A 14122-nucleotide genomic window follows, 5' to 3' on the forward strand; every position below is an offset into this window, starting at 1 on the left:
CGCGATCGAGCAGGTCCGCGAACCCCGGCGTACCCCCAGGGTCCAGCCGGCCAGGACGGCGAGGCAGACCGCCATCGGGTCCATGCCGCCGGGGGCGATGGGGTCGGCCGCCACCGCGTCGGCGGCGACGGCTGGGCGGTCGGCGTGCACGGGTTCGACGGCCGGGCCGTGCTGCCCGGCCTCGGCCGGTCGCATCGCGGAGTGTTCCGCCGAGTGCATCGCGGAGGCATGCGTCCCCGCTCCCCCGTGCCCGACGGAGCCGCCGTGCCCACCGGAGCCGTGCCCGCCGCCCGGATGGCCGAGCGTGTGCATGGTCACGATGCCGAGCAGCAGCGCGGCGAACAGCAGCAGACGCAGCGCCCACGGCACCGGCCGGCCGAACGGCCGCAACCGCGCCATCCTCCGCCTCCCCTCCCGCCCGCCTTCGTGTACCCCCGCAGGGTATCCCGGCCCTACGCCGCGAGCCGAGCCGGGGCCGCCCCGTTCACCCTCCCGGCTCCTACCGTGTCATCGGTGCCCGCGGCGCTTCAGTCCTCCGCCGCCTCGGCCACCGCACCGCCCAGCACCGCGGCCGCCACGTGCTCGCGGAACCAGTGGTGGCCCGGATCGGCCGAGTTGCGCGGGTGCCAGGCCATCCCCAGCTCCAGCGCGGCGAGGTCCAGCGGGATCGGGAAGGTGCGCAGGCCCAGCGCGGCGATGGTGTCCGGCAGCCAGTCCGCCGGGACGAGGGTGATCAGGTCGCTGTCCCGGGCGAGCAGCATCGCGCCGGTGTGGCTGGGCACGACGACCGCCACCCGGCGCCGCAGCCCGAGTCCGGCCAGCGCGGTGTCGATCGGGCCGAGCCGCTTGCCGCGCCGGGAGACGCCGATGTGGTCCACGGCGGCGAAGCGCCGGGCCGTGATCCGGCGGCCGTCGAACAGCGGGTGACCGCTACGGGCGAGACCGACCAGCGGGACGCTCAGCAGCCGGCGGGTGCGGACCTCCGGGTCCAGGTGTCCGAGCACGCCCAGCTCGACGTCCACCAGGCCCTGTCGCAGCGCCGGACCGCCCTCCAGGGTCTCCGGCAGGAACACCACGTCCACCCGCGGCGCCTGCGCCCGGACCCGCTCGGCGAGGGCGCCGGCCGTCCGCACCAGCAGCAGCTCACCTGCCTGCACCGTGAAGGTGCGGTCGAGGTGCACGGGGTCGAACCCGGCGCCGGGACGCAGCACGTTGTCGCAGCCTCGCAGCAACGCGCCCACCTCGTCCCGCAGTTCGATCGCCCGCGGGGTCGGGACCAGGCCCTGCCCGGCGCGCACCAGCAGCGGGTCCTCGACGGCGCGGCGCAGCCGGGCCAGCATCCGGCTGACGGCCGCCGGCGAGGTGCCGAGCCGCTCGGCCGCGCGGGTCACGCTGTTCTCCTGGAGCAGGGCGTCCAGGGCCCGCAGCAGGTTGAGGTCCATCGGAAGCAAGCTCCTGAGCTCTGTCTTTGCGTTCTAGGCAACTATCCGATGCCGATTCTTGCATTGCTGCCGCCGGTGCCGCCGACGAAGGTGGAGGTGACCGCGAAGCCCTCCCTGAGGAGTCCTCATGTCACAGCTCTCCCGTGCCGCCCGTTGCGGTGACGTCCTCGCCGTCGTCAGTCAGAGCGGCCCGACCGTGTCGTTCTTCGACGCCGCCACCGACCGCCACCTCGACACCGTCAACGTCCTCGCCGAGCCGCACGAGTTGTGCTTCGACCCGACCCAGCGGCTGCTCTGGTGCAGCAGCGCCTACCACTCGGGCTACTACCACGCCAACAGCGGCCGCCGCACCGAGCTGACCGTCATCGACGCCGACACCCGCCGCATCGTCGACGTGATCGACCTCGCCCCCGAACACGGCCCACACGGACTGGCGTTGGACACGGCCCGGCGCCGCCTCTACGTCAGTGTGGAGGGCGGCGAGGACCGCCCCGGCGGCGTCGTGGTCATCGACACCGAGACCCGCCGCCCGCTCGGCCGGATCGACACCGACGCCCCCGGCCCGCACTGGTTCGCCGTCACCCCGGACGGCCGGACGGGCTTCGCCACCAACAAGGAGGCTCCCTTCGTCTCGGTCGTGGACCTCGAACGCGGGGTTCTGACCGCCAAGGTCGAGGTTCCCGGCAGTGAAGGCCTGGCCGTCTCCCCCGACGGCACCCGGGTCTACGCCGCCGGCCCGTACCTCTCCACCTCCGCCGCCCCCGCCGCGGCCCCCGGCATCCGCGTCATCGACGTTCCGAGCGCGACCGTCGCGGCCGTCCTCCCCACGCAGTCCCCGGCCCTCCCGGTCCACCTCACCTCGACCGGCAGGCTCCTGGTCGGCGAGGTCCGGTCGGCGCCCGACCCCGGCTCCGCCCTGGGCCGCCAACTCCCCGTCCGCCTCACCGTGTTCGCCTCCGAAGACCACCGCCTGATCGGATCCGTCGAGGTGGGCCTCTTCCCCCTCACCATCGCCTCCTCCCCGGACGGCGGCCTCGCCTACGTCGCCGGCGTCGTCTCCTCCACCGTCGACATCATCGACCTGGACACCCTCACCCGCGTCTCCCGCCTGACCATCCCCAAGCTCGCCGCCCCGGGCGCCCACGGCCTGGCCTACCTCCCCCGCCCGGCATGAGCCGCCGGACGGCTACGACGTGACCGTCAGGATGCGGCCGTCGGCGGCCACGGTCAGGTCGACGTGCACCGGCGGCCGCCCTGAGGCCTCACCGTCTCGGCGGTAACTGAGCGTTCGGGAAGAGCCGTTCGGACCGGCGGGGGTGACGGTCGGGGTCAGGCCCGCGATCCGGTCGGCGAACCAGGTGTCGGCGAAGGCCGTGCCGGCCGCGACGACCTGCTCCGGGGTGAGGGCAGGCGAGTCGGCAGCGGGGGGCGCGGTGGCGGTGGCGGCGAGCAGGCGGCCGCTGGGCTGCTCGATCCGGAAGTCGCCACGGTCGGTGGTGACGTCCATGATCTGCTGGGGCAACCCCGGGTCGGCGGTGGTCGTGGTGGTGGTCACCAGGGTGCGCGGACCGAACAGGCCCTCCGCCACCCGCTGTGCCGTCACGATGTCATCGGACGGCGCGGCGGCGAAGCCCGGCGCGTCCCGGTACGTCCGGACGCCGAAGTGCACCACCAGTCCGACGCCGGCCAGCCCGACGACACCCAGCACCAGCCCGTGGACGAGGTCCCGGCGTGCCCGGGGGAGGCCGCGTCGCCGCACGAGCAGCCAGCCGACGGCGAGGGCCGCCCCCAGCAGCGCGCCGGCCGCGTTGTCGACGAAGTCCGCCCCGTCGCAGGCACGTCCGGTCCCGAGCAGGGTCTGGACGACCTCGGTGACACCGGACAGCACGACACAGCCCGCCAGCACGGTGGCCGGCCTGCGGGACAGCAGCACGCCGAAGAACGTCAGCGGAACGTAGAGCGCGACGTTCATCAGCCCCTGCTGCGCCGTCGCGTCGACCCACATGCCGGGCCCGATCGTGCAACTCGGCCGCCCCGAGTACCCGGCGGCCGTCGGCGTCAGCGTCACCGCCAGCTCGCCCGCCAGGCTGAGCCCCCACAGCACGGCCGGCAACACCGTGACGCCCTTCCGCCGGGCCCACCAGGCGGTTGCGGCGGAGAACATCAACCCGAGAACAGCGAACACGGGCAAAAGAGCAGGGGCGGCCGAGAAGCTTGCCTCGATCATCAGGTCTTCCGGTCAAGGGGCCGACAGGGCAGGCCGGTTGCTGGAAAGTGGAACGCTACCCCAGCCGTGGCACTGCCCTTCCCAGGCCCGGTTGCGTCCGAATGCGGTGGGCGTCGTCCCGGCCGTGGGCTGGGCAGTGCCCCGGACGGAGCCCGGAGAAACGACCCCTAGGGGGCATAGACACGTTCGGAGGCGGGCATGGCCAGGTCGTAGATGCAAGACCACCAGTCGTGAGAAGGTACCGCCCATGAAGGCGATAAAGTTCATCCTCAATGTCATCTGGCTGATTTTCTGCGGCATTTGGATGGCGCTTGCCTACACGCTTGCAGGAATTATCTGCTGCGTGCTCATCATCACGATTCCGTTCGGCATCGCGTCCTTCCGGATCGCCGGGTTCATCCTGTGGCCGTTCGGGCGGACGGCGGTGGAGCGGCCGGACGCCGGGCCAGCGTCCTGCGTGGGGAACGTCATCTGGCTGGTGTTCGCCGGGTGGTGGCTGGCGCTCGGGCACCTGATCACCAGCATTCCGCTGTTCCTGTCGATCATCGGCATCCCCTTCGGGTGGGCCAACCTGAAGATGATCCCGGTCTCGCTGATGCCGCTCGGCCGCGAGATCGTCTCCACCGACCAGGAGTGGGGCGCACGGTAACCGGAACGGAATCGCGGACGGCCGGCGAAGGGCAGCAGCCCTCGCCGGCCGTCGGCGTTTCCGGGCTCAGGCCCGGCGGGTGAGTGCCTTGCGGAGGCTCTGAGCACAACCGTTGCCGCACAGGCCCTTGAGTACCGGGCCGTGCCCTGGAAGGCTGACCGCCTGTAGTGATCGCGGTCGACGGGTCCTGCATGAGAACGCCGACGGGAGGGAGGCCCCCATCAGCGGAGCTGCAGATGGCCGGAGCGTGCAGACGGCCGTGCTCGGTCATCCCGGATCGGACACTCCGATCATCCTCCCGCCCGACTACGACGACCTCGACCGGTTTCGTCGGGTGCACCGGAGCGACAGTTTTTGGTGCGGCGTGCTCCTGGGCGGCTGTGGCAAGCAGCTGAGCGGCAAGCGCTATCTGGACCGGGTGTGCCACTTCGCCCATTTCCCCGACCCGGACGGGATTCCCAACGTCTGCCAGCGCCGCCATGCGGGCGTCGGCAGTGCCGATCACCTCTTCGCCAAGCGGGACCTGACCGCCTGGCTCGACGCACAGGGTTTTCCCAACTCCGCGTCGCTCATCGGGAAGCCAGGCAGCAGGGACAGTGCGGTGGCGTTTTCCGGCAGTAGGAGAAGGCACCTGCTCAGGGTGCAGCTGGGAAGCCTCAGCGTGGACTCGTGGCGGTCGATGTCCGAGGAGCTCGAATCCGGCGCGGACCACGTCGACTGGCTGTTCGGGACCGCGGCGGCCGCTGCCGCGTACGAGGACATGGATCGGCGCGGATACGCCCTGCGGATCAAGTTCGAGACGGTGGGGACGGCCCGTGCGATACAGGTGGGCACACAGTTCTCCGGCACGGAGATCGACTGGGCGGACCTCTCCCGCTGCCGGGTGACCAGGAGCGGGATATCCACCCCTTTCACCGCTCGGCCGTCGGCGAAGAAGGTCACCCCGGCCGCGATCAGCCCGGCCCCTCCGGTCGAGCCGAGCCCCGTACCGAGCCGGCAACAGGCATTGCCCGGGCCCGGGGCCGTCAGGGATCTCGAAGCGATAGCCGCCAAGGTCCGGCAAGCCCTGGTCGTAGCCGCCCGAGGTGGCTACACGCTCACGTGGGACCATCTCGCCAAGCGTGTCGGCATACCCGTCTCGTCCTTGTCGGAGCCCGATCGACGGCAGATCCTGGCCCTTGTGGACCGCACCGGCCCGGCTGGCGGTGCGGCGCCCTCCTCGGCCCTGGCCGAGGACAGGACGAAGAAGTACCAGGATTTGAAGACGAGGTTCCTGGAAGCAAGGAAATTCGGAGATGCCGCACTCGCGATCGAGATCGCCCAGGCTCTCGAATCACTGCATCCGCAGCTACCGCACGACATCCGCAGGGCTCACGCAGCCGACATCGAGCGGATCCGGACCTGGGCCCGTGAACAACGCGCCCTTGCCGCTGAGGGCGAGCTGATGTCGCTGATGCACGAGCTCGGCCGGCAGCGCACTCGTGTCGGTGTGCTCGGACTCGCCGAAGCGTTGGAGCGGGCGGCAGCCCTGGAACGCGGACTGGTAGTGCCTCCACCGACGGTCGTCCAGGCCGTGCTGTCCTATTGGCGAGCCGCTCTCGCGGAGGCCCGTCGGACGGAGGTGTCAGGTTCGCGATCCGCGAGCGGCGCGGTGGATCCCGAGACCTACCTCACCGGCTCCGATCTGGGCGCCGTCATCGCCGAGCTGGGGCAGCGTCTCGCCAAGGCGCGGGTGACGGAGAACCGCGAGGACACCGAACGCGTATGCCGTGAAATCGACCTGTTCCTGGCGGTCCGTCCGCCGGGAGCCTCCGCCGGACTGCGGAAGATGCGTCGGCTGGCCGGGAGGTGGCTGACGGCACCGTAGGGCCGTGCCGGCCGTCCGCGTTCCCGGGCTCAGGCCCGGCGGGTGAGGGCCTTGCGCGCGAAGTAGGCGGCGGCGCCGAGGGCGAGGACGGCGGCGCCCCAGAGGACGGAGGCGGTGGGGAGGGAGAAGGCGAGGACGAGGCAGCCGGCCGTGCCGAGGAACGGGACGGCGCGCGGGGGGCGGCCCTCGGCGGGGGTGAGGGTCCAGGCGGCGGCGTTGGCGACGGCGTAGTACGCGAGGACGCCGAAGGAGGAGAAGCCGATCGCGCCGCGGATGTCGCCGAGGGCCGCGGCGAGGGCGACCACCGCGCCGACGGCCAGCTCGGCGCGGTGCGGGACACCGAAGCGGGGGTGGACAGCAGCCAGTGGGTGCGGGAGGTGACGGTCGCGGGCCATCGCCAGGGTGGTGCGCGAGACGCCGAGGATCAGCGCGAGCAGCGAGCCGAGGGCGGCGGCCGCCGCACCGGCCCGCACCACCGGGGCCAGGCCCGGCACCCCGGCCGCCCGGACCGCATCGGCGAGCGGCGCGGCGCAGTGAGCGAGGCGTTCGGGGCCGAGCACGGCCAGGACGGCGAGGGCGACGGCGGCGTAGACGACCAGGGTGATGCCGAGGGCCAGCGGGATCGCCCGGGGAATGGTGCGCCGCGGGTCGCGGACCTCCTCACCGAGCGTGGCGATCCGGGCGTACCCGGCGAAGGCGAAGAACAGCAGACCGGCAGCCTGGAGCACACCGTGGAAGCCGGCGTCCGCACCGATGGTCCAGTGACCGGTGTCCGCCTCGCCGCTCGTCAGACAGGCGGTGGCCACGGCGGCGAGCACCGCCAGGACGACGGCCACGATCGCCCAGGTCAGCCAGGCGGCCTTCTGCACGCCGACGTAGTTGACGGCGGTCAGCGCCACCACGGCCGCGACCGCGACGGCGTGGGCCTGGGCGGGCCAGACGTAGGAGCCGACGGTGAGGGCCATCGCGGCGCAGGAGGCGGTCTTGCCGACCACGAAGCCCCAGCCGGCCAGGTACCCCCAGAACTCGCCGAGCCGCTCCCGGCCGTAGACGTAGGTGCCGCCGGACTGCGGGTAGCGGGCGGCCAGCCGGGCCGAGGAGGTCGCATTGCAGTACGCCACCGCGCCGGCCATCGCCAGCCCGACCAGCAGCCCGGAGCCGGCGGCCCCGGCCGCGGGCGCGAGCGCGGCGAAGACGCCCGCGCCGATCATCGAGCCCAGCCCGATCACCACGGCGTCGAACACCCCCAGGTGTCGCCGCAACTCCCCCGGCCCGGCCGCCGCCGGCGACGAACTCATGCGCTGTACCTCTCCCGATCCGGCTGTGGTGTCGGCGCACCCTACCCGAGCGGGGGAAACGGAAGGCGCAGGTTTGCGGGACGGCTGGACCTCGGACGGCGGTCACCCGGTCAGTCGGGCCTCCAGCGCTCGAAGGTCCTCGGCCAGGGCGGCACGGACCGGGAGGGCGAGCAGGGGCCAGGCGAGGCACTGGAGGCCGGCCGGGCAGCCGCGGACGCGGATGCGGGCGAAGGTGCCGGCCTGGGTGGGCTCGAAGGTGTAGGTGACGCGCATCGCCAGGGGCCCGGCAACGGGAACCATGTCGAGCACCGTCGGCGGGTGGTAGCCGGCCACGCGCAGCACGTACCTCGTCGGCCGGCCCAGGAAGTGCGCGCTCCGGGTGACCTCGGCGCCCACGCCGAACCCGCCGGTGTCGGCCTCCCGGGTGAGCGTGGCGGTGCGGATGGCCCGGGTCCACTCGGAGTCGTGGCGCCAGTCCATCGCGTAGGCGGCGACGGCGGCGGGCGGGAGGGGGATCAGGCGTTCCACTGTGACGTCGAGGGGCATGATCACACTCTCCCGCCGGGCGGGCCACCGCGCTCCCCGGACACACCCGGCCGGAGGGCCCCGGTCAGAGTCCCAGGATGCGCTGGGCCTCCGCCCGCATCTCGACCTTGCGGATCTTCCCGGTGACCGTCATCGGGAATTCCTCGACCACGTGCACGTAGCGCGGGATCTTGAAGTGGGCGAGCCGGCCGGTGCAGTACGCGCGGACGGTCTCGGCGGTGAGCCGCTCGGCGCCCTCCCGCATCCGGATCCAGGCCATCAGCTCCTCGCCGTACTTGGTGTCGGGGACACCGATCACCTGGACGTCGAGGATGTCCGGGTGGGTGTGGAGGAACTCCTCGATCTCGCGCGGGTAGAGGTTCTCGCCGCCGCGGATCACCATGTCCTTGATCCGGCCGGTGATGGCGAGGTAGCCCTCCTCGTCCATCACCGCGAGGTCCCCGGTGTGCATCCAGCGGGCGGCGTCGACGGCCTCGGCGGTGCGCTCGGGCTCGCCCCAGTAGCCGAGCATGACGGAGTAGCCGCGGGTGCACAGCTCGCCGGGTTCGCCGCGCGGGACGGTACGGCCGGTGGCCGGGTCGATCACCTTGACCTCCAGGTGCGGACCGACCCGGCCCACCGTGGTGACCCTCCGCTCGACCGGGTCGTCGACCCGGGTCTGGGTGGAGACCGGCGAGGTCTCGGTCATCCCGTAGCAGATGGAGACCTGCGTCATGCCCATCCGCCCGATGACCTCCTTCATCACCTCGCTCGGGCAGGGCGAGCCCGCCATGATGCCGGTGCGCAGGCTGCCGAAATCGTAGCGGTCGAAGTCCGGGTCGGCCAGCTCGGCGATGAACATGGTCGGCACGCCGTACAGCGAGGTGCAGCGCTCGGCGGCGACGGCGGCCAGGGTGGCGCCGGGCTCGAAGGAGGGGGCCGGGATGACCATGCAGGCGCCGTGCGAGGTGGCCGCCAGGTTGCCCATCACCATCCCGAAGCAGTGGTAGAAGGGTACCGGGATGCAGATCCGGTCCTGCTCGGTGTAGGCGAGCAGCTCGCCCACGAAGTAGCCGTTGTTGAGGATGTTGTGGTGCGAGAGCGTCGCACCCTTGGGGAAGCCGGTCGTCCCGGAGGTGTACTGGATGTTGATCGGGTCGTCGGGTGCCAACTCGCCCTGGCGCTCGGCGAGTCGGGTGGGGTCGTCCGTCCTCCCGGCGGCGAGCACGGCGTCCCAGGCGGGGCTGCCGAGCAGCAGGACGCGCTCCAACTCGGGGCAGCGGGGCCGGACTTCCTTGATCATCCCAGCGTAGTCCGAGGTCTTGAAGCGCTCGGCGGCGACCAGCAGCCGGATGCCGGCCTGGTTCAGCACGTACTCCAACTCGTGGGCACGGTAGGCCGGGTTGACGGTGACCAGGATCGCGCCGAGCTTGGCGGTGGCGTACTGGGCGAGTGTCCACTCGGCGCAGTTGGGGGCCCAGATGCCGACCCGGTCCCCCTTGGCGATCCCGAGTTCCAGCAGGCCGAGCGCCAGGGCGTCGACGTCGGCTCCGAGTTCGGCGTAGGTCCAGCGGCGGGCGGTGGCCCGGTCGACCAGGGCGTCGCGCTCGGGGTGGGCGCGCACCGCGCGGTCGAGGTTCTCCCCGATGGTGTCGCCGAGCAGCGGGACGTCCGAGGTGCCGGAGGCGTAGCTGCGTGGGGTCGGCGTGGTCGGCACGGGCTGGCTCCTGGGGACGGCGGTGCGGGACAGGGACCATGCTCGCGGCCCCGGCCCCGCGCCGCCACCCCCGAACGGGGGTACGGACACGGCGCTGGGGCCGCCCGTCGGGTGCGACGGACGGCCCCAGCGCGCGGGGTCACTTGGTGATGCAGATGATGCCGTAGGTCGGGCCGCCGCCCCCGAGGATGCCGACCGAGTTCCCACAGACGTTGACGTCCGCGTCGATCGGAATCTGGACCAGGTTGCCGGACAGGAAGCCGGGCGAGTTGGCGGCGACACCGTAGGCGGTGGCGCCGCCGCCACCGCCGGCAGCGGCGGTCCCGGTTCCGGCGAGGACCGCCGCCGCGGTGAGGGCGGTGGCGGCGAGGGTGGTGCGCATACGCATTGCGACACTCCTTGTGAGGGTGGCGATTTCAAGTGTGCCGATCACACTCGCCCTCGATCACAAGCGATCCGCTCCTCGGCGCGCCGGGATTGCCCCGACCTAGGGCGTGTCGCCCTCCCGACCCGCCGGCGCCGCGGCCGCCGGAGCGGCGACGCTCAGTGATTCCAGCAGCTCCCGGGCCGGGTGCAGCCCCGGCTCGGCCGCCACCGCACGGTGCAGCAGCCCGAGGGCGAGCGCCCGGTCCCCGGCCGCCAGGGCGTCCAGCGCCCGGTTGTAGTCGATCCGTCCGGCGTAACGCAGCCGGAACAGCACCGACAGGTCCTCCCGGCAGGAGGCGCAGCACAGGGCCTGCGGATCCGCCGGCACCCTGCACAGCGGGCACAGCACCTCGGGGGCCCCCGAGAAGGCGTCCACGGCGCTCATCGCGGCCCCGCCTCCTCCGGCCGGACCGGGCCGAGCGACTCCTGGGCCGGCTCGCTGCCCAGCTCCCGCTCCGCCTGCGCGTACAGGGCCAGCAGGTTCGACATGTGCCGGTTGACGTCCGCCATGTTGGGCGCCTCCACCGCCGCGTCCAGCCCGCGCAGCTCGGCCATGATCAGCTGGGCCAGGGCGGGCGAGACCATGTTCTGGGTCACGTAGACGTTGCACATGGTGAGCATCCGCATGGTGTGCCCGAGCGAGTCGCACAGCTCGTCCGCCTTCCGGGCCGCGCGCATCGCGCCCTCCCAGTCGGCGGCCTCGCGGCGCAGCCGCAGCTCGGCGGCCACCGACCGCAGCCGGTCCAGGTCGCTCGGGTCGAGGTGCTTCTCGCAGTAGTGGATGAACAGGCTCAGGTACGCCTCGGAGCCGCGCACCCAGCGCTGGGCCTTGAGCTGCTGCTGGGCCCTCTCCAGCGCCGCGTCCACCGACTGGCCGCGGGTCTGCCCGGCCGCCAGGTCGTCCAGGGTGTCCATCAGCCGCTGCGTCTCACGCATCTCGGCCTCGGTCAGCTCGCCGCCCCAGCGGTCGGTGAAGGACTCGACCTGCCGCTGCTGCTCCTCGACCTGCACCTTCAGCTCGGGGTCGAGGGTGACCCGCTCCAGCTTGACGGTCTTCTCGGCGCCGCCCTGGATCCGCACCGACAGGGTGATGGTGCGGTCCCGGTCGAGGCCGAAGGAGACCTCCACCGGGGTGCGGCCGCCCAGGCCCTCGGGAAGCCTCAGGGTGAGGTGGCCGATCAGCTCGTTCTGCTGGGCGATCTCGTGCTCGCCCTCGTAGACCGCCACCTCCAGCCGCTGCCGGCCGCTGCCGGAGACCACGAACTCCCGGCTCACCGGCGAACTCGTCGGGTAGCTGGTGTTCTTGGGGATGATGACGGCGAGGCGGCCGTCGTTCAGCTCGATGCCGAGGTTCTTCGGGGTGATGTCGAACGGGTTGGTGACCTGCGCCAGCTCGCCGCAGCCCGGGCAGACCTCGCAGCCGGGCGGATTGACCACGCCGCAGGCGGCGCAGCGCAGGCCTACGTCCTCGGCGGCGCTGGTGGCCACCCTGGTGTGGCCGGGGGCGGCCGAGTTGAGCGGCTCGCCGCACAGTTCGCAGGCGGTGACGCCGGGGGCGGCCGGGGTGCCGCAGCGCGGGCAGTTGTCACCGCGCACCACGGTGGTGGCCCGGGTCTGCTGCGGGATCGTCGCGCCGCCGCCCGAACCGTCCAGGGCCTGCTCGCACTTGGGGCAGGCGGCGGCGTCGGCGTCGACCGGGATGTGGCAGGTCGGGCAGGAGACCCGGGCGCCGCCGAGCAGGGTGGTGGCGCAGTTGGCGCAGTTGGAGGCGGACAGGTCGCCGGGGGCCCGGCACTCGGGGCACTCCACCTCGCCGACCAGCGCGGACTGCACGGCCGCGCCGAGCGCCACGCACTGCATCGGGTTGACGCCGCGCCGGATCCGGCGGGGGCCGAACACCTCGCCGAGCCGGCGGGCGACCAGCGGGATCGCGGTCGAGCCGCCGACCAGCACCACCTCGTCGATGTCCCCGACGGTCAGGTTGGCCTGCATGATGGCCTTGTGGGTCAGCTCGATGGTGCGTTCGATCCGGGCCTCGATCAGCTCCTCGAAGCGGGCCCGTTCGAACTCCGTCTCCAGCACCAGCTGCCCGGCGCCCAGACCCGGCAGGATGACCTCGGAGGACTCCTGGTTGGAGAGCTCGATCTTGATGGTCTCGGCGGTGGCGGCGATCTTCGGACGGTCGCGCAGGTCGGGCTGGTACTCCGAGCCGTACTCCTCCCGGATGTCCTCCAGCAGCGCGGTGGTGATCCCGCGGTCGAAGTCGTCGCCGCCGAGCAGGTTGTCGCCCTCGATGCCGAGCACCGAGACCGATCCGGGCACCAGCAGCAGGATGGAGATGTCGAAGGTGCCGCCGCCGAGGTCGTAGACCAGGACGGTCCTGCCCTCGTCGCCCGCCTCGGAGGTGATGCCGTAGGCGAGGGCGGCGGCGGTCGGCTCGTTGATGATCCGCAGCACGTGCAGGCCGGCCATCCGGCCCGCCTCCTGGGTGGCCGCGACCTGCCGCTCGCCGAAGTACGCGGGGACGGTGATCACGGCCCGGTGGAAGGGCTCGCCGAAGCGCTGCTCGGCATCCTCCCTGAGGCGGTGCAGGATGATCGCGGAGATCTCGATCGGGGTGTACGAGCGGCCGTTGAACCAGACGTTGACGTCGCCGTCGGTGCCCGCGGTGACCTTGTAGTCCACCTCCTTCAGGGCCGCCTGGACCTGCGGGTCCTTGAACTTGCGGCCCATGAAGCGCTTGACCGAGCGGATCACGTTGGCGCCGTCGATGGCGATCCGGCTGCGCGCGGTGGAGCCCACCAGCAGCTCGCCCTTGCGGCCGCTGCCGACCACGGAGGGCGTGGCCTCCTGGTTCTGCCGGTTGAAGATGATCTCCGGCTCGCCCCGGCGCAGGTGGGCGACCACGGAGTTGGTGGTGCCCAGGTCGATGCCGAGTGTGCGGTACATGTCGTTCCCCTCTTGCCCCTCGTGGTCCTGGCTACTTCTTGCGCTTGGCCTGCTTGGCCACGGCCTTGCCCCGGCGGCGGGCCCGGGGCGGGGCCGCCTTGGGCTGGGCGCGGGTGGCGGTCGCGGCGGTGGTGGTGGCGGGCGGGACGGCTTCGACGGCCTCGGGCTTCCCGGGTGTCTCGGGTGTCCCGGGCGCCTCCGCCTCGACGGCCTCGGACCTCTCGGGCTCGACTGACTCGACGGGCTCGACGGCCGCGGTGACCTCGGGTGTCCCCGGTTCGACGCCCGCCGGCTCCGGGAGCGCGGGGTCCGCCTCCGTCGAGGCCACCGCCGGCCCGTCCTGCGGTTCGGGGTCCGGATCCGGCTCCGGTGCGGCGACCACCACCTGGGCCCGGCGCAGCACCTCGTCCCCCCAGAAGAACCCGGTCACCACCGTCCGCACCACCGTCTCCGGCGCCACCCCGGACCTGGCCTCGGTGCCCACGATCTCGGTCAGGTCCGGGTCGGCCGTCATGCCCTCCAGGCGCATCGGCCGCACCCTGGCCTTGGCGAGCTGCCCGAGCAGCCGCCGCCGGGTGGCCTCCAGGCCGTCGCCGCGCCCGAGCGCCACCAGTTCGGGGTTCAGGCGGAGCGCGGCGAGCGCGTCGTCCACCTCGACCAGGATGCCCAGCAGTTCGCGCTGCTCGGCCCGGGCGGCCTGCTTCTGCTCCGTCAGCTTGCTCCCCAGCAGGGACGCCCGGAAGAGCAGCCGGCCGAACGCCTGCTCCAGGTCGACGTCCTCGACGCCGGGCGGGACCTCCAGCCGCCGACGGCCGTCGAGCAGGGAGGGGGCGGGTACGTCGGTGGGTACGTCGGTGGGTGCGTCGGTCATTCCGGAACCTCGATCTGCGGCAGCACGGACAGGTCCGCCGCGTAGCGGGCGGGGACGGGCGGTTCGGGGTCGGCGCCGCCGGGGGCCGGCTCGGCGAAGTCGGCGGCCAGCTCGGCGCGGTGGAGGGCGGGCAGGGCGGCGGGCGGCAGCG

The 14122-nt window shown here is 72.7% G+C and carries 12 protein-coding genes and 1 pseudogene; 3 read left to right on the forward strand and 10 right to left on the reverse strand.

The window, feature by feature from the left end; genetic code table 11:
* Both KS423_RS21465 and KS423_RS21470 read right to left on the reverse strand, forming a co-directional pair.
* Positions 1 to 399: pseudogene (locus KS423_RS21465) on the reverse strand (hypothetical protein); the annotation flags it as partial.
* Between the two features lie 128 nt (positions 400 to 527).
* Positions 528 to 1442 (reverse strand): LysR family transcriptional regulator, encoded by a 915-nt coding sequence (locus tag KS423_RS21470; protein ID WP_224281194.1) that lies wholly within the window; start codon positions 1440 to 1442, stop codon positions 528 to 530.
* Between the two features lie 127 nt (positions 1443 to 1569).
* Here KS423_RS21470 and KS423_RS21475 point away from each other — a divergent pair, with 127 nt between their 5' ends.
* Entirely contained in the window at positions 1570 to 2616 is a 1047-nt protein-coding gene (locus KS423_RS21475) for a YncE family protein (RefSeq protein WP_224281195.1), read from the forward strand.
* A 12-nt stretch (positions 2617 to 2628) separates the two neighbouring features.
* Here KS423_RS21475 and KS423_RS21480 read toward each other — a convergent pair whose 3' ends face one another.
* Positions 2629 to 3606, reverse strand: a complete 978-nt coding sequence (locus tag KS423_RS21480; RefSeq protein ID WP_224281196.1) for a VanZ family protein — start codon at positions 3604 to 3606, stop codon at positions 2629 to 2631.
* A gap of 310 nt (positions 3607 to 3916) precedes the next feature.
* On the opposite strand from KS423_RS21480, the gene KS423_RS21485 reads away from it, so the two are divergent.
* Together KS423_RS21485 and KS423_RS21490 are read left to right on the forward strand one after the other, a co-directional pair.
* Complete coding sequence (locus tag KS423_RS21485; protein ID WP_224281197.1) at positions 3917 to 4318, forward strand: YccF domain-containing protein; 402 nt, start codon at positions 3917 to 3919, stop codon at positions 4316 to 4318.
* Between the two features lie 247 nt (positions 4319 to 4565).
* Positions 4566 to 6185, forward strand: a complete 1620-nt coding sequence (locus KS423_RS21490) for a hypothetical protein (RefSeq protein WP_224281198.1) — start codon at positions 4566 to 4568, stop codon at positions 6183 to 6185.
* A 29-nt stretch (positions 6186 to 6214) separates the two neighbouring features.
* Here KS423_RS21490 and KS423_RS21495 read toward each other — a convergent pair whose 3' ends face one another.
* The 7 genes from KS423_RS21495 to grpE all read right to left on the reverse strand — a co-directional run bounded on the left by KS423_RS21495 (position 6215) and on the right by grpE (position 13971).
* Complete coding sequence (locus KS423_RS21495; RefSeq protein WP_224281199.1) at positions 6215 to 7483, reverse strand: APC family permease; 1269 nt, start codon at positions 7481 to 7483, stop codon at positions 6215 to 6217.
* A gap of 102 nt (positions 7484 to 7585) precedes the next feature.
* Positions 7586 to 8029, reverse strand: a complete 444-nt coding sequence (locus KS423_RS21500) for an SRPBCC family protein (protein WP_224281200.1) — start codon at positions 8027 to 8029, stop codon at positions 7586 to 7588.
* Between the two features lie 64 nt (positions 8030 to 8093).
* Positions 8094 to 9725 carry an AMP-binding protein gene (locus tag KS423_RS21505; protein WP_224281201.1) on the reverse strand — a complete coding sequence of 544 codons (1632 nt, stop codon included), beginning with the start codon at positions 9723 to 9725 and terminating at the stop codon, positions 8094 to 8096.
* A 139-nt stretch (positions 9726 to 9864) separates the two neighbouring features.
* Positions 9865 to 10113 (reverse strand): chaplin, encoded by a 249-nt coding sequence (locus KS423_RS21510; protein WP_224281202.1) that lies wholly within the window; start codon positions 10111 to 10113, stop codon positions 9865 to 9867.
* 99 nt (positions 10114 to 10212) lie between these two features.
* Positions 10213 to 10536: a hypothetical protein gene (locus tag KS423_RS21515; protein WP_224281203.1), complete on the reverse strand. Its 324-nt coding sequence runs from the start codon at positions 10534 to 10536 to the stop codon at positions 10213 to 10215.
* Positions 10533 to 13100, reverse strand: coding sequence for an Hsp70 family protein (locus KS423_RS21520; RefSeq protein WP_224281204.1), 2568 nt, complete (start codon positions 13098 to 13100; stop codon positions 10533 to 10535). The genes KS423_RS21515 and KS423_RS21520 overlap by 4 nt, the downstream gene beginning before the upstream one ends.
* A 31-nt stretch (positions 13101 to 13131) precedes the next feature.
* Positions 13132 to 13971 (reverse strand): nucleotide exchange factor GrpE, encoded by an 840-nt coding sequence (gene grpE / locus KS423_RS21525; protein WP_224281205.1) that lies wholly within the window; start codon positions 13969 to 13971, stop codon positions 13132 to 13134.
* Between the last annotated feature and the right edge of the window lie 151 nt (positions 13972 to 14122).

Origin of the sequence: Streptomyces sp. LS1784, from assembly GCF_020103755.1 — a bacterium.
Lineage (GTDB): Bacteria > Actinomycetota > Actinomycetes > Streptomycetales > Streptomycetaceae > Kitasatospora.

Bases quoted from the DNA above. Each gene is read 5' to 3' on its own strand.
- KS423_RS21500 (WP_224281200.1), bottom strand. From the start codon at position 8,029: ATGCCCCTCGACGTCACAGTGGAACGCCTGATCCCCCTCCCGCCCGCC.
- KS423_RS21510 (WP_224281202.1), bottom strand. From the start codon at position 10,113: ATGCGTATGCGCACCACCCTCGCCGCCACCGCCCTCACCGCGGCGGCG.
- KS423_RS21495 (WP_224281199.1), bottom strand. From the start codon at position 7,483: ATGAGTTCGTCGCCGGCGGCGGCCGGGCCGGGGGAGTTGCGGCGACAC.
- KS423_RS21475 (WP_224281195.1), top strand. From the start codon at position 1,570: ATGTCACAGCTCTCCCGTGCCGCCCGTTGCGGTGACGTCCTCGCCGTC.
- KS423_RS21470 (WP_224281194.1), bottom strand. From the start codon at position 1,442: ATGGACCTCAACCTGCTGCGGGCCCTGGACGCCCTGCTCCAGGAGAAC.
- KS423_RS21515 (WP_224281203.1), bottom strand. From the start codon at position 10,536: ATGAGCGCCGTGGACGCCTTCTCGGGGGCCCCCGAGGTGCTGTGCCCG.
- KS423_RS21480 (WP_224281196.1), bottom strand. From the start codon at position 3,606: ATGTTCTCCGCCGCAACCGCCTGGTGGGCCCGGCGGAAGGGCGTCACG.
- grpE (WP_224281205.1), bottom strand. From the start codon at position 13,971: ATGACCGACGCACCCACCGACGTACCCACCGACGTACCCGCCCCCTCC.
- KS423_RS21485 (WP_224281197.1), top strand. From the start codon at position 3,917: ATGAAGGCGATAAAGTTCATCCTCAATGTCATCTGGCTGATTTTCTGC.
- KS423_RS21520 (WP_224281204.1), bottom strand. From the start codon at position 13,100: ATGTACCGCACACTCGGCATCGACCTGGGCACCACCAACTCCGTGGTC.